The organism is Peribacillus sp. N1, assembly GCF_054600815.1.
Map to the genome: position 1 here is coordinate 1,453,100 of NZ_BAAHZO010000001.1, position 17,829 is coordinate 1,470,928.

The 17,829-nt window shown below is 40.5% G+C and carries 18 protein-coding genes and 1 other annotated feature; of the genes, 3 read left to right on the top strand and 15 right to left on the bottom strand.

Annotated elements, in window-relative coordinates:
* Positions 1-30: 30 nt before the first annotated feature.
* The 8 genes from ACYP5M_RS06940 to hmpA all read right to left on the bottom strand — a co-directional run bounded on the left by ACYP5M_RS06940 (position 31) and on the right by hmpA (position 10,722).
* Positions 31-1,695 carry a thiamine pyrophosphate-dependent enzyme gene (locus tag ACYP5M_RS06940; protein ID WP_230176912.1) on the bottom strand — a complete coding sequence of 555 codons (1,665 nt, stop codon included), beginning with the start codon at positions 1,693-1,695 and terminating at the stop codon, positions 31-33.
* Positions 1,696-1,774: 79 nt separating this feature from the next.
* The gene (locus ACYP5M_RS06945; protein ID WP_434167287.1) at positions 1,775-2,455 is read right to left on the bottom strand and encodes a sodium:solute symporter family transporter; all 681 of its coding nucleotides are present in this window, start codon (positions 2,453-2,455) and stop codon (positions 1,775-1,777) included.
* Between the two features lie 81 nt (positions 2,456-2,536).
* Entirely contained in the window at positions 2,537-3,511 is a 975-nt protein-coding gene (locus ACYP5M_RS06950) for a hydroxyacid dehydrogenase (RefSeq protein WP_260358966.1), read from the bottom strand.
* Positions 3,512-3,697: 186 nt separating this feature from the next.
* On the bottom strand, positions 3,698-5,632 hold the full coding sequence (locus ACYP5M_RS06955; protein WP_434167288.1) for a sigma 54-interacting transcriptional regulator: 1,935 nt from the start codon (positions 5,630-5,632) through the stop codon (positions 3,698-3,700).
* 660 nt (positions 5,633-6,292) lie between these two features.
* On the bottom strand, positions 6,293-6,727 hold the full coding sequence (locus ACYP5M_RS06960; RefSeq protein WP_434167289.1) for a general stress protein: 435 nt from the start codon (positions 6,725-6,727) through the stop codon (positions 6,293-6,295).
* An 80-nt stretch (positions 6,728-6,807) separates the two neighbouring features.
* Positions 6,808-8,055 (bottom strand): glutamate-5-semialdehyde dehydrogenase, encoded by a 1,248-nt coding sequence (locus tag ACYP5M_RS06965; RefSeq protein ID WP_434167290.1) that lies wholly within the window; start codon positions 8,053-8,055, stop codon positions 6,808-6,810.
* Between the two features lie 35 nt (positions 8,056-8,090).
* The gene (gene proB, locus ACYP5M_RS06970; RefSeq protein WP_063593971.1) at positions 8,091-9,179 is read right to left on the bottom strand and encodes a glutamate 5-kinase; all 1,089 of its coding nucleotides are present in this window, start codon (positions 9,177-9,179) and stop codon (positions 8,091-8,093) included.
* A gap of 57 nt (positions 9,180-9,236) precedes the next feature.
* Positions 9,237-9,451: a binding site (T-box leader), on the bottom strand.
* Between the two features lie 62 nt (positions 9,452-9,513).
* Positions 9,514-10,722, bottom strand: coding sequence for an NO-inducible flavohemoprotein (gene hmpA / locus ACYP5M_RS06975; RefSeq protein WP_230176918.1), 1,209 nt, complete (start codon positions 10,720-10,722; stop codon positions 9,514-9,516).
* A 170-nt stretch (positions 10,723-10,892) separates the two neighbouring features.
* Here hmpA and ACYP5M_RS06980 point away from each other — a divergent pair, with 170 nt between their 5' ends.
* Positions 10,893-11,357: an RrF2 family transcriptional regulator gene (locus tag ACYP5M_RS06980; protein WP_101222351.1), complete on the top strand. Its 465-nt coding sequence runs from the start codon at positions 10,893-10,895 to the stop codon at positions 11,355-11,357.
* Positions 11,358-11,372: 15 nt separating this feature from the next.
* Here the strand turns inward: ACYP5M_RS06980 and ACYP5M_RS06985 are convergent, their stop codons facing one another.
* The 3 genes from ACYP5M_RS06985 to ACYP5M_RS06995 form a co-directional block, all read right to left on the bottom strand.
* On the bottom strand, positions 11,373-12,350 hold the full coding sequence (locus ACYP5M_RS06985; protein WP_434167291.1) for an HD-GYP domain-containing protein: 978 nt from the start codon (positions 12,348-12,350) through the stop codon (positions 11,373-11,375).
* Positions 12,351-12,429: 79 nt separating this feature from the next.
* A complete protein-coding gene (locus tag ACYP5M_RS06990; RefSeq protein WP_101222353.1) occupies positions 12,430-12,615 on the bottom strand; it encodes a zinc-finger domain-containing protein in 186 nt (61 codons plus the stop codon).
* A gap of 5 nt (positions 12,616-12,620) precedes the next feature.
* On the bottom strand, positions 12,621-13,292 hold the full coding sequence (locus tag ACYP5M_RS06995; RefSeq protein WP_434167292.1) for a ribonuclease H family protein: 672 nt from the start codon (positions 13,290-13,292) through the stop codon (positions 12,621-12,623).
* Between the two features lie 220 nt (positions 13,293-13,512).
* On the opposite strand from ACYP5M_RS06995, the gene ACYP5M_RS07000 reads away from it, so the two are divergent.
* Together ACYP5M_RS07000 and ACYP5M_RS07005 are read left to right on the top strand one after the other, a co-directional pair.
* Positions 13,513-13,926, top strand: coding sequence for a reverse transcriptase-like protein (locus ACYP5M_RS07000; protein ID WP_101222354.1), 414 nt, complete (start codon positions 13,513-13,515; stop codon positions 13,924-13,926).
* On the top strand, positions 13,910-14,818 hold the full coding sequence (locus tag ACYP5M_RS07005) for a DMT family transporter (protein ID WP_459734823.1): 909 nt from the start codon (positions 13,910-13,912) through the stop codon (positions 14,816-14,818). The genes ACYP5M_RS07000 and ACYP5M_RS07005 overlap by 17 nt, the downstream gene beginning before the upstream one ends.
* A gap of 44 nt (positions 14,819-14,862) precedes the next feature.
* Here the strand turns inward: ACYP5M_RS07005 and ACYP5M_RS07010 are convergent, their stop codons facing one another.
* From ACYP5M_RS07010 to ACYP5M_RS07025, 4 genes are all read right to left on the bottom strand, one after another.
* A complete protein-coding gene (locus tag ACYP5M_RS07010) occupies positions 14,863-15,156 on the bottom strand; it encodes a DUF6123 family protein (RefSeq protein ID WP_063233274.1) in 294 nt (97 codons plus the stop codon).
* Between the two features lie 109 nt (positions 15,157-15,265).
* Entirely contained in the window at positions 15,266-16,141 is an 876-nt protein-coding gene (locus ACYP5M_RS07015) for a 5'-3' exonuclease (RefSeq protein WP_101223445.1), read from the bottom strand.
* An 85-nt stretch (positions 16,142-16,226) separates the two neighbouring features.
* Entirely contained in the window at positions 16,227-17,054 is an 828-nt protein-coding gene (locus tag ACYP5M_RS07020; RefSeq protein WP_434167293.1) for a sulfurtransferase, read from the bottom strand.
* Positions 17,055-17,066: 12 nt separating this feature from the next.
* A complete protein-coding gene (locus tag ACYP5M_RS07025) occupies positions 17,067-17,828 on the bottom strand; it encodes a DNA polymerase beta superfamily protein (protein WP_459734824.1) in 762 nt (253 codons plus the stop codon).
* Position 17,829: the final 1 nt, after the last annotated feature.

A 17,829-nucleotide genomic window follows, 5' to 3' on the forward strand; every position in this document is an offset into this window, starting at 1 on the left:
CTTTTTATTGGTTCCTGCTAACTTCCAATGTTAATTGTTCGACATTAGCTTTTCGTGGACTTCCTTCTTGTCTTGGCCTACAGATTGAATCTTTGGATTGACTGCAACTTCGATTACAGCAGGCAGCCCTGAAGCAATCGCCCTTTGCAACGCTGGCACAAAATCACTATTTTTTTCAACCTTTTCACCATGTGCTCCAAATAAACGCGCCAATTCAGCAAAATCAGGATTAGACAAGTCAGTTCCAACGACCCGATTTGGAAAATGCCTTTCTTGATGTACACGAATTGTTCCGTAAATATTGTTGTTCACAACAATTGATATAGTCGGAATTTTATACCGTACAGCGGTTTCAATCTCTTGGAGAGTCATCATAAAGCCGCCGTCTCCTGAAATAGAAACAACATGTTTGTGAGGCTGCGCCAGCTTTGCCCCAATAGCAGCAGGCAGTCCATATCCCATCGCACCCGAAGTTGGCCCCACGTATGTGTTTTCTTGTTCAAAACGATAATATCTGGATAGCCATCCAAAAAAGTTTCCTGCATCATTTGTAATGATGGTATCCTTCGGCAGACCGACGGCAAGATCATGCATCAATCCGTCCATATCCACGAAATCTTCTGTATAGTCGGCCTTCAGTTCAGAAAATTCCATATATTTATCGTGCAATTCCTTCAAATGATCCTCGCTTGAAATAAAAGATTCTGATTCTGGCGTTAGTAGTGCTTGTTCCAAGAAGCTCTTGGCGTCTGCTTCAATGGCAAGGGAAGGAGCATACACTTTACTAAAAATTTCCGGACAAATATCCACATGGATCAGTTTAGTATTTTTAGAAAGCAAGGTGTAATCTTGGGTTCCTACTTGAGAGAATCGTGTCCCTAATGCCAAAACTACATCTGCGTCACGGATTGCATCAAGTAAATATTGAGGTGTCCCAAACCCAAGCCATCCTGCATAGCTAGGGTGTGAGTTAGGAAACGCGTCAAATCGACGGAAAGCTGTAACGACAGGAAGTTTCATTGTCTCTACAAATTGTACAAGCAGCCTGTTGGCCTTAGCGTGAATCACACCTCCGCCTGCAATCAATACGGGGCGCTCCGCGTTTCGTATCGTATCCATCGCCCGCTTCACATCTTCCATATGTGGTTGAGGAGGACGCGGGCGATAAGATGGATTAATGTTCAACTCTGCCTCATCTTCTAACATGTCATGCGGTAAAGCCACTAATACAGGGCCCGGCCGACCCGATCGCGCAATATGGAAAGCCCGCTGCAATAATTCCGGGATTCTTTCCACACGATCGATCTCTACCGTCCATTTACATAAATGACTGAAAAAACCCGTCAAATTCACTTCCTGAAATGCTTCCTTCTCTTTAAAAGGGCGTTCGACTTGGCCAATAAGCGCAACCAAAGGGGTTGAATCTTGAGCAGCAGTATGAATGCCGATAGCTAAGTTTGTAGCCCCCACTCCACGCGTTGCCATACAAACTCCTACCTCCCCTGAAGCCTTGGCATAACCTTCCGCCATAAAAGAGGCACCGCCTTCATGCCTGGCGGAAATAAGTTCTATTTCAGGATGTTGATATAGTGCATCCATTACACTAAGATAACTTTCACCTGGTACACAAAAAGCTTTTTTCACCCCTTCTATAGCCATTACTTCTACGACTGCTCTTCCTCCACTGACTTTCATAATCAAGCCTCCCGCTTTCAAGTACGTGTTTTTGTTCTCGTAATTTATGATTATATTAATATTGAACTCATTCCCACTATCATTTAATAAGTTTTTCCATACCGGAAACTTGTTTTTTCTCTTCCATCCGAATTGGAGTTTTTCCAGTAACGGCACTCACTCCCAAAGTTACTGCAATGTTGATGAATAATACAGCTAACCCCACATCAAGATCTTGTATTCCTTGCGGTAGAGATGGAAATAAAGTAGCAAGCGTCGTACCTGAAGTAGTCGAGTATATGACAATTAGGATTCCAACGATCATTCCGGCAAAAGCTCCTTGAACGGTAACCGGATTCTTTTTCCACAGACTGAAAAATAGTGCTGGAAACAACTGTGCCATGAAGCTATATGCCATAAGATATAACTTAAAAATCGACTCCCCGCCATTGAACGTAAAATATAGAGTCACTATAGAAATGACAGGTACTAACATCCTGCTCAGTCTTTGAAGCTGCTCATCTGTTGTATTCGGCTTCCACACCTTAAATACATTTTTTGAAAGGATCGTGGCCGTAGCCGTCAACACGAGTGAACTGGGTATAAGGACGGCCATCTCCCCTGATGCTCCAATAACTCCGACAAACCAGGGATCAAATGACATCTTCGGCATTTTTAATAAAGCTAAGTCTGCTTCCGCTCCCTGTAAATTCGGAACTTGGAGAATCGCAGAAAAACCAATAAATAACGAAAAAATGATGATTACTTGATAAATTGGCATAATCATCCTTATCAACAAATGCTAAACTCGAATCTTCCAAACCCTATTTATCAGAAAAAACAGATAATTATCACTGTATTATTACATTGACACCCCTTTAGTTAAGGGCTCATTTACAGCCCAGTTCGGTTTTACGCCAGTAAGAACTTGTTCCACCTGCATTGCTGCATGTACAGCCATGCGTACGGAACCTTCCTTCGTCAATGCCGCATTATGAGGACTGACAATCACATTATCCAATTTAAAAAGGGGATTCCATTTATCAGGAGGTTCAACTTCAAATACGTCTATTCCAGCTCCGGCAATCTCGCCTGCTTGCAAAGCGTTTACTAAATCAATTTCCTTCACCACTCCGCCCCTGGAAGCGTTTACAAAAAAGGAGGAAGGTTTCATCCAGGAAAACTCACGGCTTCCTATTATTCCTTTTGTTGTTTTCGTTAACGGCAGATGTAGACTAATAACATCAGAGTTTCTGAATACCCGTTCTAAATCTGTTGCTATCTCCAGCTCAGAATTCGGACTGGCTGTAACATAAGGGTCGTAGCCAATTACTTTCATATCGAAGCCTTCGGAAGCCTTTTTTGCCAGTATTCTACCGATTCTCCCTAGTCCGATAATCCCCAAAGTCTTGCCTTCCAAGTCCATGCCAAAAAGTTGATTACGGATAGCAAAATTCCCGCTGCGCAGCTCTTTATCAGCCAAGCTTAAGTTTTTGGACAATGATAAAATTAATGCCATTACATGTTCAGCTACAGAATTCGCATTCGCCTCTGGGGTATTTGTTACATATATGCCACGCTCTGTAGCGGCTTCGATATCGATATTGTCCAAGCCCACTCCATACTTAGCTATTACTTTGAGGTTTTCAGCTGCTGTAATAACTTCTCTATTTATTACAGCCGTTGATCTCGTTAGTACTGCATCACAACCCTTGATTTCTTCCATAAGAATTTCTTGCGACAAATCAGACCCTACTTTAATCTTAAAGCCTTTTTCTACTAAATAACTTTTCCCCTCTTTCTCAATATCTTGAGGAATATACACTAAATGACTCACATTCCCACCAACCTTCCATGTTAACCTTGAAGGAAAAACCTTTCCTACTACATTGTTTATATACAATTATTGTGCCAACATAAAAAACATCCGTTTATTCAAGAAAGAAGCCAATTAGTCCTCAAATTAAGAGATAAATAAAGTAAACAATTTGTTTCATAATGAATTAATTTGTTTCAATCCGTTTCAATTTGTTTCAATATTCAAGACTTTCATCTTTCTCCATAATGTCGTGCGACTCATGCCTAACTCAAAGGCGGCTTTTCCTTTATTAAAATTAACCTTCGTTAACGTTTGAACAATTCTTTCACGCTCGGATAAATGTATTCCGGGTGACATATCGCTCTCTCCGTCTTGTTGCGACAGCGGTATTTTCTTTTTAACTCTATTCGGAAAATACATTTCGATATCGTACACATCAATTAATTTGTTCTTATAAAGAGCACATAATCGCTCACAAAAATTTTGCAATTGGCGAATATTCCCCTCCCAATTCCCTTCACTTAGCTTTTTCATGGCACTATCCGTGATCTTGATTTGTTTTTGTTCCGAATGACCTTTCCGAATAAAGGCATTCACCAATAACGGAATATCTTCTCTGCGTTCCCGAAGCGGAGGCAATACAAGGTCCAGCACACTCAAGCGATAATACAGATCCTCCCGAAAGTCATTACTTTTTACCATTTGCATGAGGTCTTTGTTCGTTGCCGACACAATTCTCACATCAACCGGAATTACTTTATCATCACCGATGCGCATGATCTCCCGCTCCTGCAGGACACGTAGCAGCCGGCTTTGCATTTTTGGGGAGATTTCTCCGATTTCATCTAAAAAAATCGTACCTCTATGGGCCAGTTCAAAAAATCCTTGCTTTCCGCCTTTCATGGCTCCCGTGAAAGCTCCTTCTGCATATCCGAAAAGCTCACTTTCCAATAGATTTTCGGGAAGGGCTGCGCAATTAATGGCTACAAACGGGTTATTTTTACGGTTGCTATGATTATGTATGCTTTGGGCGAATATTTCCTTGCCCGTTCCAGTTTCTCCAATTATAAGAATGTTTGAATCTACTTCACTATAACGTTGAGCCGTTTCAATCGTCCTCTTGATTTCCGAACTCCGATACAATATATCATCAAATGTGTACTTCGCCACATGTCCGCGTGAATGAAGCTTTCTAAAGAACTTCCCTTCCATCTCCTGAATGCGGGTAACATCTTGAAAGGCGACCATATCCCCCACTTTTTTACCTTTTAAAAATATCCCGACTTTTTTTACCGATAATTGAATGGATTGGTAAGCAACCGTATCTTTTTCGTATTCATCATCGCTTAAAAGCATATTACGAAATTTCCCGGGCTTTATTATATCGTATATGGAATTTCCAATTAAGCTCCCCTTAGCAATGGACAAAATCTCCTGAGCCGCCGTATTTAATACGGATATTTGTCCCTTTAAATCTATAGCAATAACCCCTTCATAGGCATAATTAAGAATCGTTTGGTAACGCTTGGTCTTCTCCTGTTCCCTTCTGCTGACAAGAGCTACTCGTTTCGCCTCAATCAACGCCTGCCGAAATGATTCCTTTCCAGTATCAACCAGAATGGCTCCCAACCCTATTTCTTCGGCATATTTACATGTACTTAAACCACTTAACACAACCTCACAGCCATCTCTGGCTGCTAAATCCACTAAACTGACTGAGGACTCGATATCATTTAATATATAGGACTGAATTGGCAAATCAACGATATCTGAAAGGTTTTCAACACCATAAATCATATTTAACGCACCTATGACAGCCACTTTTTTACTGCCAAAACGAGCCTTGCAATCATACAGGGAACGAATGAGATCGATACCCTGCACTGGTATATCAACGATTGGAATGAATTCATTGCTTTCTTTTAAAAGTTTCGTGATTAACCCCCTTGAGATGATTACATCAGCATCAAGCTTCAGCTTTCCAATCTTATCGGCATCCTCAACTACCTCCTCTAATACAAACTTCACCGATCCGTTATCATTGTTTTCCGATGCTTCCAACTTGTTGAATTCCTCAAATCTTTCAAAGGCGTCCGTAATATACCCTTTTCGAGGAACAACGAGTTTTATTTTTATCAAAACACCCACCTCCAACCTAAAATCATTTTGCTTTATTGGATAAAGCTCAAAGCCCTGGTCATACAAGGTCTTGATAGTTCGAGTTAACTAAGAATGCCGTAAAGTTTTTCAAAGCCAGAATATGAAAAGTTAATGCCTTAAGTACGCATGAGATTAATTCCCCATTTTATCAAGATATTCCATCTTTCACTTTTAAAAATAAAAAACCCTGTTATCGTGGGTTTTTTCATCACAAGGATTTCGATTGGTATTAAATATCACAATAAGAATGGTCATTCAATTCTTCTCAATAAAACTTGCTTTTCATCACTGGAAAACGCTTTTTAACATTATAATCAGTATAATGATTCTCAAGGGGAAAATCATCATGAATAAAATAGCTATAATTTCTTAAAGTGGCATCGGCTTCTGCTTTTTCACCATAATCCCCCTCCCTTTCTCGCTAATAGGACTATATTCCTTTATTCTTCATACCAATGTGGAATTCCTTTTGATTTTATCGTAAGTGACAATAAAATTAGCCTACAAAAAGATTAACCCCGTTCAAGAATCCTGAACGGGGTTTTTCAATAAATAAGGGCTGTTTAATTTTGAGTTTTTATGGAGTTAAGTTCTCAAACATCATAAGTCTGTTCATTCAAGGTGGTTTTACTTGCGAACTTAAAAAGGATCGGCTATGACAAGGATTTTCCCTGCTTTAATATCCTCCATATATTGATCGACTTCGGTTTCCTCCAGTCCAAGATTCAATAATGGCTTCCTCAATCCGCCTGCTCCCGATGCTGCCCCGGCTGCGGCTCCGCCAAATGTGGTGAAAATCGGACCCGCTGCCAATATCGGACCAATTCCTGGTACGGCTAATGCACTCATTCCAATAAGCAGGCCTGTCAACCCGACAGCTCCGCCGGCTGCTGCCCCAGCTACTAATCCATCAGTTTTTGCCGGGCTGACTTCCTCGGCTTCAGTTGGTAATTTATCGATGTTTTTTGCCACTACTGATATTTGATCGGATGTATATCCTTGTTCCTTTAAATTTTTGACTGCTGAAGTCGCTTCATTTTCATTATCATATATTGCTATAAACCTCTTGTCCATGGTATCTGCTCCTTTAAAAGTAATGTATTGTACAATACCCTTAATTGAGGTTTAATAACCTTCCATGAAAGAAATGAATTTCATTCCCGGATTTGCCCCTGGCCGTATATGAAGTACTTGCTTGATGTTAAGGCCGGTAACCCCATTGGTCCACGTGCATGCAGCTTTTGTGTGGAAATGCCGATTTCTGCGCCATAACCGAATTCAAAGCCGTCGGTAAAACGGGTGGAAGCATTGTGATAAACTGCTGCGGCATCTACTTTATTCAAAAATGCGTAAGCATTTTGTTCATCCCTCGTTAGGATTGCTTCAGAATGCTTGGAACCGTATCGGTTTATGTGATCAATGGCATCGGATACACCTTTTACAGTTTTCACGCTGAGTTTTAAAGCCAGGTACTCAGTTGACCAATCTTCCTCCGTAGCCGTTTTCGCTCTCGGAAAGGAGCTGCAAACCGCTTCATCTCCATATAATTCAATACCCTTTTCGTCCAGGAGTTCCAGAATACGCACTCCATTTTCTTTATACCATTCTTCATGGATTAGAAGCCCCTCAATAGCATTGCATACGGATGGGCGCTGAGTTTTACCGTTTAAGACAATTTTCTCGACCATCGTGATATCTGCGGTCTGATCGATGAAGATATGGCAATTGCCTGCACCTGTTTCAAGGACAGGAACAGTGGACTCCTTAATGACCGTTTCAATTAAATTCTTTCCGCCGCGGGGAATCAAAACATCTAAATACTCATTAAGATGAAAAAGTTCCTTAGCGGTTTCACGACTTGTATCCTCGATCAACTGAACAGCTTCTACAGGGATTTCCGTATTCTCCAATGCTTTATGAATGGAAGAGACTAGTGCCATATTGGAGTATTTGGCTGACGAGCTGCCTCTTAAGATGACAGCATTCCCCGTTTTCAAGGATAATGTAGCTGCATCGATGGTCACGTTAGGCCTTGCTTCATAAATCATTCCGATTACCCCGATCGGCACCCGTTGCTTTTTAATCAATAAACCATTCTCTTTTTCGATCGTCTCCAATCGTTCCCCAATCGGATCATTTAAATCGATTAAAAGCATAATGGCCGCTGCCATGTCATCAATACGGTTAACATTCAACATAATTCGATCTAATATAGACTCGCTGAGACCTTTTTTCCTGCCATCTTCCAGATCCTTTTGGTTTTCCTTTATCAAAAAATCTTTATCGATAATAAGTTGTTTAGCAATTTTTCCAAGTGCCTCATTCTTCTTTTCCGTACTCAAACCGATTAGCTGATAACTGGCTTTTTGGGCTGCCTTTCCTTTCGCCGTCACTTCACTCATTTCTAAATTCCCCCTTTTTTGTTGAAATTGATTTTTTATGCTTTCACCCATTTATCGCGATGGATAACTTCTATGGAAGTGATTATAAGCTCGGATGTCCTCTTTCCCATCGCCTGTTTTAATTCTTCGTCGGAATAAAGGACCTCACCCCGCCCTAATAACCCATTTGCACCAAAGACTTCGACAACATCACCCTTATTGAAGACTCCTTTAATTTCATAAATTCCAGCTGGCAGCAGACTGCTGCCATTTGAAACTAAGGCCCTTTCGGCACCTTCATCAACGAAAATTTTCCCTGATACTTTTGAATGAAGTGATATCCATTGTTTGTTTTTCGTTACCGTCGTCAAGAGATCATTCCCAATATACGTGCCATCACCATTGCCTTCAAGGATTGTTAGAAGTTTATCACTCCCCAAACCAGAACCGATGAATACTTTCACCCCTAGAGACAATGCAGTTTGCGCTGCAATCAGCTTCGATTTCATCCCACCGGTTCCGACATTGGAACCTGCACCTTCTGCCATTTGCAATAAATCATCCGTTATTTCGGATAGCTTATCAAATCGTTTAGCCCCTGGATTTGTCTGTGGATTGGAATCATAAAGCCCATTAATGTCCGTTAATATGATCAAGTTGGACGCGTGGACCAGGCCGCTTACTAAGGCGGATAGCATATCATTATCACCAAAAGTCAACTCCTCGACCGATACTGTATCATTTTCATTTATGATCGGAAGGATGCCGCGTTCAAGCAATTCCATCAATGTGGCATATGCATTTTTATATCTATCTTTTTTCGAGAAATCTTTCCTTGTTAATAAAATCTGCGCCGGAACGATTCCAAAATGCCCCAATTGTTCCATATACGATTGAATCAATAGGCTTTGACCTACAGCTGCAGCAGCTTGTTTTCCTTTGAGAGTGACAGGTCTCGTCGGGTAGCCAAGCTTGCGAAAACCTGTCGCTACAGCACCTGATGAAACAAGGACAACTTCATGTCCGGCTTTCCTTAAAGCTGCCACTGCCTGGATATGATCGGAAAATTTATTCTGGTCGATTTCACCTTGTGTGTTGGTCAAAGAACTACTTCCTATCTTTACAACGATGCGTTTCTTTTCCATCGATTACTTCCTCCAATAAATATCTAAGACATGAAAAAAAGCCCTTTTCATCCTCGAAATAAGGACGAAAAGGGCTGCTCTCCGTGGTACCACCTTCATTGAATGCAAATTCATGCATTCCACTTTGCCTGATAACGCCAGGATTTGCGCCTATGTTTTGCATAGGACTCAAGAAGCAGGTTCTGCGCATTCCTGTCGCGGGCCTTCCAGCAATTGACGCCGCTCTCTGTCACAGTGATTCTCGCATACTAATCTTCTCTCAACGTTCATTGTTTTAATATAGTATGCAAAATTATCTTCTTGATGTCAATAACATTCCTTCGATGAATGAACCTTATAGCGCCATGGCTGGGCCGAAGAATTCATAGTGGATTTTATCCGTATCTACCCCAAGCTCTTTCAGGTAAGTGATGATGGCCTTCATGAAAGGCACAGGGCCGCACACATAATAATCAGCCTCAGGTTTAACAATACTGCTCAATAATTCCTTATCAACATACCCTTGCTTTGCAAAATTCGGCAGGTTCTTATCATCCTCACTCGGATTTTTAAAGACAAAGGATAAATGATAACTGGCAAGCTTGTGCGTTAGTTCTGTCAGTTCCGTTCTGAACGGCTGTAAAGTGCCTTTATCGGATGCGTGAATGAATTGGACATCACGCTCAGGTGTTTGTTCAGCTACTGCATGAACCATACTCATGAAAGGCGTTATGCCAACGCCTCCGCTCAAGAATACTGCCGGAGTTCGTTTTCCCAAATCAATGGTGAAATCACCTGCAGGAGCCGTTACGTCTATACTGTCACCCATCTGAATGGATTCATGCAAGTAGTTAGAGACCCTTCCATCAGGAGAGGTTCCAGGCTTTTCTTTTTTAACGGAAATCCGGAAGTAATCTTTTCCCGGAACATCAGACAAACTATACTGACGGTTGAATAAATAGCGTTCACCCGGTATCTCGATACGAACGGTAATATATTGTCCAGGAAGAAATGCTGGAACCTTGTCACCATTTGATGGCTTTAAATAAAAGGAAGTGATTACGTCACTTTCCCGTACTTTTTCCACCACAGTGAATCGTTTGAAATCAGACCATCCGCCGACCTGATTGGAAGCTTGATCGTACATTTCCTTTTCAATGCTAATGAAAACATCGGCAATGACTCCATAGGCCTCTCCCCAAGCTTGGAGGATCTCTTCTGTAGCCGAATCTTGTAACACTTCCTTGATTGCTCCTAATAGATATTCTCCAACAATAGGATAATGTTCAGCTTTAACAGCAAGACTTCTGTGTTTTTGTGCTATTTGCTTCACGGCAGGTAAGATTGTTTCAAGTTGATCTATATGTTTAGCCGCTGCCAAAACCGTGTTGGCAAGTGCAGTTTGCTGACGCCCCTTTTTTTGATTGGCATGATTAAAGACATTTAACAATTCAGGATGTGCTTCGAAAAGATTTTTATAGAATACAGTTGTGATAGTTGCACCATGGACTTCTAATACGGGTACGGTTGATTTGATAACATCGATAGTTTTCTGGGATAGCATAGGTAAACCCCTCTTCATAAACAAGTATTTTAAATACATGTTTATATTAGAACTTAAATGCATTAAAAGCAATATTTTTTATACATCTTTTTAAATAATAAGTTTTCATGTTTATAAAATGTTCACATTTATGATATAGTCTAATGGGGATAGAATGTGAGGCGATAAACATGAGGTTGACGAGTTATTCCGATTACTCACTAAGAGTGTTGATTTACCTGGCTTCCCACGACCAAAGCAAATTGTCAAATATTAAAGAGATATCTGAAGTTTATCAACTGTCTAAAAATCACTTGATGAAGATTGTTCATAATCTAGGTAAATTAGGCTATATTGAGACCATACGTGGAAGAAATGGCGGTTTCCGGCTTGCAAAATCACCCGCCGAAATAAATGTAGGGGAACTGGTACGGAGAACTGAAGAAGATTTTTATTTAGTGGAATGTTTTAAAGATCACGATAACTGTGTAATTTCTCCCGTTTGTTCATTGAAATTTGTCCTTAATAATGCCTTGGATGCTTTTTTAAAGGTCCTTGATCAATATACGATTGCAGACTTCAGCGAAAATAAAGTGATGCTCAAAACTTATTTCGATTCAGTTAAGCAGCATGACGAAAAGCCCGATTTTTTATAATCGGGCTCTTTTTCATTAACCGATGATTCGTTCAATCTGCCATTCCTTTTCCATTCGCAAATCCATGATCCCTGAACCCGTATTCAATAGGACTTTAAGGGGATCGTATGGATTGATCATGATGATCGTCCCGTTTCGTCCATTGGTAAGCGTGACTTCTTTTCCGACTAAAGTGGACATTAATCGGTTTACAAACTCCAGCAGTATCTCTGGATTGAATTTACCGAACTTATCGCTGTTCATTTGCTCAATCACCTTATAAAACGGCATGGCCTGATGATATACACGATTTGAAGACATCGCATGGAATACATCGGCTATTGCGACGATTTTCGAATGATGATGGATATCATTCCCCATCAGACCATGTGGATAGCCTTTCCCATCTTCCCGTTCATGGTGCTGAAGGGCTGTTAATGCAATCGATGGTGGGATTCCTGGGATAGATTTTAGTAATTCATAACCATAAATGGCATGGCGTTTCATTTCTTCATATTCTGCCGCAGTCAGTTTACCCGGCTTTTCCAATATACTATCCGGAATCCTTGTTTTACCCACGTCATGCAGTGTGGCTGCCAGTGTCAGTGCTGAAAGGTTTTCTTTCGATAATCCAAGCTTCATCCCTAGATAAGTGGCAATGATTCCGACACCGATATTATGCTTATACGTGTACTCGTTATTTGCTTGCAGCTCTTCGAAAAGGTAATAAACATCAGGATTCTTTGCAGCTTGTGCAATGACAGGTGCTACCTCCGCTTTAATCACTTCAACATTTTCAAGCTGTATTTTCCCTTCATTACGTATATCTTGAAAGATGTTTTTGATTTGAATAGAAGCTTTATTGATTCTTTCATGAATCTTTACTTTAGGTTGTACATGATCTTCAGTTAGAGTAGATTCACCTTTTTTCAATTCTTCCATTTTGAAATCAATTTCAGGTATGGTAAGAGGCGGATTCGCTTTATTAATCAGCTTCCCTCTTCTATTTTTCATCGCTCTCACACTTTTCTCTATTTTTTACCTATAATACCATATCTGACATTGTGTCTTAATGAAAACAATTTTTTGGCACTTAAGTTCGGTCACTAAGTTCATTGCCTAGGCGTTTTAATTTTTCACCAACCGTACATTCTGAAATACAAAACTGATGGGCATACGTACGCCCCTTCTCTTTTCGAAAATGCTTTCGTAAAAAACAATCCTGGCAAAATGAAGCAAGAACATCTTCCACTTCTTCATATATTTTTTTCCTGTTCATTGTTGTTATGGCTCCTTTGATTCAACAATCTCTATTTTGCTGAAAATGGCTTTTCCCTGCAGTGCAAGTGTTGCCAGGCGATCAGCTTCCTGGTTTTCCTTCCGAGAAATTGGTTTGCAGACCGGAATGATCTTTAATTTATCCAGTTTCGCTTCAATGCGGTCCAGCCATTTATTTAAGTTTTCTTCCATACAGGGCCATTCACCGGAAAGTTGATTTAAGACAACTAGAGAATCCCCTTTAAAGACACAGCTTTGATGATGCACCCCAAGTTCTTCCATCTGACTGACCGCTTCATGAAAGGCCGCATATTCCGCTTCATTATTGGATTCGAATTGGTCCAATTTAACGTTGGTGCGTAACCGCCAGAACTTCTTACCTTGTCGAAAGTAAATAGCTACACCGAGTCCTGCCACCCTTTCATCTTTTTGAAAACCGCCATCAAAAAAAACCGTCACATCCTGCGGCTCTTCCTCAACTTCCGTCAGGAGTTTCTTTAGCTCTTTCTTCGTCCATGTTGTATCGAATTCATCCTTGAATTCCACTTCTTTCAGCCTTCCTGCCTTTTCAAGATCCTCCGTAATGACCAGTGCAGTCCCGGCATCAAGCCAATCTGAAACGAAAACGGCAGATGGTTTTTTTGAAGCATGATATGTCCATTGCATAATTACCTTCAAAGATTTCCAGCTCCTTATCCATTCACCATTCATGCAGAACAGCTTACAATTTTCATACCTTTTTTTCGTCATACCCTTTATAATATATTGTAAGCATTTGAATCACTCTTTTTAATTATAGTTCCCATATCAGCCTGAAATTCTCATGTTTCAATCTTATTTTATATGAAACATTTTTTATAAAGGCATATTGACAGTTAAACTCGAGGAGGAGCATATATTGATCGAAGTGTATATTGATGGTGCCAGTGCGGGCAATCCCGGGCCGAGCGGCGCAGGTGTTTTCATAAATAATAACGGTGTGGTCGAGAGGCATTCATTTCCGCTTGGAAATATGGAAAACCATGAAGCGGAATACCATGCTTTAATCAAAGCATTGGAAATTTGTGTAGCCAATAAGTATCAAGTCGTTTCTTTCCGTACTGACTCCCAAGCCATCAACCAGGCCATTGAAAAAAGATTTGCAAAAAATAAGTATGCGATATTGCTGGAACGGGCGCTAAAGCTTTCCGACGAGCTTGAATTATTTTTCATGAAATGGATTCCAAACCTTGAAAACAAGTCCGCGGATGAATTGGCGAGACGGGCCATTCGCATGAATAAGGCTGAGGAAATTCATGAACAAGACAGCTGATTTTTCGTTATTATTCGTTGTATTCATCTGGGGCGTGACTTTTGTCATGGTTCAAAACGCCCTGTCATTTCTTGACCCATTCACGTTTAATGCCGTCCGTTTCTTCATGGCCTTCGTTTTCTTGCTCATTCCATATATATCGACTTTACACAAAAAAGGGAAAACTTGGAATAAGGGCATCATTATAGCCGGGTTTCATATTGGGGTTTGGCTTTTTCTGGGATATGGGCTTCAAACGATCGGATTGAATTATACGACTCCTGCAAAGACAGGCTTCATAACAGGATTAAGTGTCGTCATGGTACCGGTTTTTTCCTTGCTGCTTTTAAAACATCGGCTTTCCCGCAATACATTGATCGGTGTCGCAGCGGCAACCATTGGGCTTTATCTAATGACTTTCGCTGACCGCTCCAATTTGAATATCGGTGATTTACTGGTATTTTTATGCGCAATCAGTTTTGCCATGCAGATCATTACTACCGCTAGATATGCCAAGACCCTACCCGCTTTACCGTTGACGCTGATTCAGGTTTCGACCGTATCTTTATTATCATTTGTTTCAGCCTTCATTTTCAACGAGAATCATTCCGTCATCTTCAGCTCAGAGGTCATGTTACAGAAGGATGTATGGACTGCTTTATTGGTTACTGCAGCCCTTGCCACGGCGTTCGCCTTTTTCGCACAAACCTTCTTCCAAGCTTATACGACACCTACAAGAGTGGCGCTGATCTTTTCTATGGAACCGGTTTTTGCTGCGTTATCCTCATACATATTGATAGGGGAAAAATTGACTACCGCCTCCATAATCGGCTGCGCATTCATTTTCTTGGGAATGATTTTCGCTGAACTGCCTGTTAAGAAAAAGAAATCGGTGACACAGGAGTTTTCTTGAAAAGCCCAATTAAATAAATCGGACTTCCAGTTACGAAGTCCGATTTATTTAAGCAGCCCCTGTTCTTTTGCAAACGATACCGCTGCACTACGCGTTTCAATGCCATTTTGTTTTAAGTTTTCCAAAAAGGAAATATAAAAACTGCCATCAAAATTCTTTTGTACCTTCAATGTCAATTCTATTGCTGCATTGACTAAAATATCACTTGCATCCGTGTAGCGCTTACCAAAATAAATAAAACCAATAGCGTCATTACCAAAAGTGAATCCCTTACCCTCTAAAAAACTAACATACTCTTCAGTTGACTTCGCCAATTCTGCATCCACTCCATACTTCATACCTTATTTTCATCTTACCGTATATCAAAGATTTTGACTATCCATTTTTCGACAAAAAAATCACCATTCAAAATAACGGAGCCCCCATTGGGAAGCTCCGCTTGTTTGATTAAATCATTCGCAGTAAAGCCCTGAATTCATGATCATTAGCCAGATTTTTTACCTTCTCGCGATCATACTGATAGACCGCATCGTCCAAAGAACATGAAATTGGTACATCACATTTTATTTCTGCTAGCTTTCTGGATAAATGAAGCATATCGACGGCGGATTCAATTTTAGCCCGTTGCCCATTCGTCAATGAAGCAACATTTTCAAGAATCCCTTCGATATTTTGATACTGGATCAATAATTTCAACGCTGTCTTTTCCCCTATTCCTTTAACTCCGGGATAGTTATCAGCTGTATCACCCATTAAAGCTTTTAAATCGATCATTTGTCTTGGTGTAATCCCTTTCCATTCAAAAAAGCTATCGGGATTATGCACCTCATAGTTACCATACCCTTTTTTTAACAAAAGTACGGAAATGTTTTCATCTATTAACTGCAGCATATCTTGATCGCCAGTCAATATACCCACCCGGCTATTTTGGGCAGATGCTTTGGCAATTGTCCCGATACAGTCATCCGCCTCATATCCAGAGAGCCCTATGTTAGGGATATCAAATGCTTCAACCGCTTTTTTCGCCAGGTCGAATTGAGGAATCATTTCGACTGGAGCTTCTGATCGATTAGCCTTGTATCCATCAAATAATTCATTTCTGAAGGTCTTGCTGCCCATATCCCAACAAACCGCTACATGACTGGGTGAAAAGTGATTCACCGCCGTCAGCATATGCTTCAAAAAACCTTGAACGGCATTGGTTGGTATGCCTTTCGAGTTAATCATGAATTGACCAGTAACAGCCGTTGCATAAAAAGCTCTAAATAAAAGCGCCATCCCATCGACAAGCATAAAGGAAGGGTGCTGCTCGTTTTCTTTCATTAACACATTATCACCTCTATCATGATGTACTTCCATTTTAACATAACCGTCCCCTTTTTTAAGGATCGTTTAATTGGAAAAAATATTATTCAATTGGATTATCGTCATAGGAGATCCAGTCACTGAAACTGCCAATATAAATCTTCACATCTTTAAAACCCGCTTCTTTCAGGGCGATATAATTTGGTGATGCGGTTACACCTGAACCGCAGTAAACAATGATTTCATTATCATTACCGATGCCTGTGAAATTCGACTGAAGATCTTCCTTCTTTTTAAAATAGCCATTTTCCAGAACGTTCGTCCACACCTTATTTACGGCACCAGGTATATGGCCGGCTTTTTTATCAATCGGCTCCTCAATTCCCTCGTAGCGTTTAGATTCCCTTGAATCGATTAAAATGACATCGTCTGGCCTATTCATTGTGTAATTCTTTACTGTTTGGAAAGAAGCAAAAACGGACTCATTTAAATCAATATGATATTCAGCTGGCACATAATTCGTTTGATTCGAGTCAATGGGATAGCCCGCATCCCTCCAGGCGCGATATCCCCCGTTAAGAACAAAAACTTTCCTATGTCCAAGGTAGCTCAGCAGCCACGCAAACCTGGAAGCAAAAGAACCTTCTCCGCCATCATAAGCAATGAGTACCGTATCATTGGTGACTCCATGTGATTCCAGTTTACCTTTAATGGTTTCCAGGTCAGGAAGAGGATGTCTTCCTCCATGTTCTTTAACCTGACCCGATAAGTCCTTTTCTAGATCGAAATAAACAGCGCCTAAAATATGGTCTTTTTTGTATGCCTTATACCCTGCATCAGGAGTGCCTAGCTGAAAGCGGCAGTCACAAATTCTGATATCATTGGAATTCAACAACGGCAACAGCTCTTCTTTTTCGATTATTAAACTCATCTGTATAACCCCCTACTTCAAAATGGCCCAAATTAATTCATTAAGCTCCGTTTCCATGCTCTTCCCTTGATGTAGCTCAGTTATCTCATTCTTTAAGGAAAGTGATTTCCCTTCCAATAGCAAAAGATTCTTTTCACTTTCATTGTTGCTTATACATTCTTCCATTTGTTTTGTCTTGAATATCCGGGTCATCCGGGTTTTCAGGTCTTGATCAATTGAAACCAAATCAAGTAATTCCCATACCGATAAAGGTGGCAGTGAACCCCGTTGGATGATATATTCCAAGATTAAATATGAACGGCATACTTGTACCCATATTTTTAGTTCTTTTCTTTTGGATTCCCTTGTTTTTGTCAATTGTTGAAGATTGTCGCTCATCATCCGATAATAATGGTGCCCCAGTGCCTTTTTGGAATAGCAATCCGCTATCAAACCATTCATCTTCCTATAATAATCCGGATGCATAATCAACTTGATTTGCGACTGAAATAATTCAAATAAAGCAGGATTACTCTTTAAGGTAAGACGTGATGATTTAAATAGATCCCAGCCTTCCATGTCAAATTGGCCTTCTTTCATTTGAATGACTTCAACTGGCTGACTTAAGCTGAGGTATGATCGCTTATCATTATGAACATATATATATCGAACATCATAATCAGATTGGCCGGATGCTAAACCAAAAGAATGGCTGCCAGTAACAGCAGCCATCAAAATGGTCATATCCTCTTTCTTTTCCAGGTATCTCAATCTTGAAATAAGGTTTTCTTTCATG

Excerpts from the sequence above, each read along its gene's own strand:
- ACYP5M_RS06960 (WP_434167289.1), bottom strand. The coding sequence starts at position 6,727 with ATGGACAAGAGGTTTATAGCAATATATGATAATGAAAATGAAGCGACT.
- ACYP5M_RS06945 (WP_434167287.1), bottom strand. The coding sequence starts at position 2,455 with ATGCCAATTTATCAAGTAATCATCATTTTTTCGTTATTTATTGGTTTT.
- ACYP5M_RS07020 (WP_434167293.1), bottom strand. The coding sequence starts at position 17,054 with ATGAGTTTAATAATCGAAAAAGAAGAGCTGTTGCCGTTGTTGAATTCC.
- ACYP5M_RS06980 (WP_101222351.1), top strand. The coding sequence starts at position 10,893 with ATGAGGTTGACGAGTTATTCCGATTACTCACTAAGAGTGTTGATTTAC.
- ACYP5M_RS07025 (WP_459734824.1), bottom strand. The coding sequence starts at position 17,828 with ATGAAAGAAAACCTTATTTCAAGATTGAGATACCTGGAAAAGAAAGAG.
- ACYP5M_RS06990 (WP_101222353.1), bottom strand. The coding sequence starts at position 12,615 with ATGAACAGGAAAAAAATATATGAAGAAGTGGAAGATGTTCTTGCTTCA.
- proB (WP_063593971.1), bottom strand. The coding sequence starts at position 9,179 with ATGGAAAAGAAACGCATCGTTGTAAAGATAGGAAGTAGTTCTTTGACC.
- ACYP5M_RS07015 (WP_101223445.1), bottom strand. The coding sequence starts at position 16,141 with ATGAAAGAAAACGAGCAGCACCCTTCCTTTATGCTTGTCGATGGGATG.
- ACYP5M_RS06940 (WP_230176912.1), bottom strand. The coding sequence starts at position 1,695 with ATGAAAGTCAGTGGAGGAAGAGCAGTCGTAGAAGTAATGGCTATAGAA.
- ACYP5M_RS06965 (WP_434167290.1), bottom strand. The coding sequence starts at position 8,055 with ATGAGTGAAGTGACGGCGAAAGGAAAGGCAGCCCAAAAAGCCAGTTAT.
- ACYP5M_RS07005 (WP_459734823.1), top strand. The coding sequence starts at position 13,910 with ATGAACAAGACAGCTGATTTTTCGTTATTATTCGTTGTATTCATCTGG.
- hmpA (WP_230176918.1), bottom strand. The coding sequence starts at position 10,722 with ATGCTATCCCAGAAAACTATCGATGTTATCAAATCAACCGTACCCGTA.
- ACYP5M_RS06985 (WP_434167291.1), bottom strand. The coding sequence starts at position 12,350 with ATGAAAAATAGAAGAGGGAAGCTGATTAATAAAGCGAATCCGCCTCTT.
- ACYP5M_RS07010 (WP_063233274.1), bottom strand. The coding sequence starts at position 15,156 with ATGAAGTATGGAGTGGATGCAGAATTGGCGAAGTCAACTGAAGAGTAT.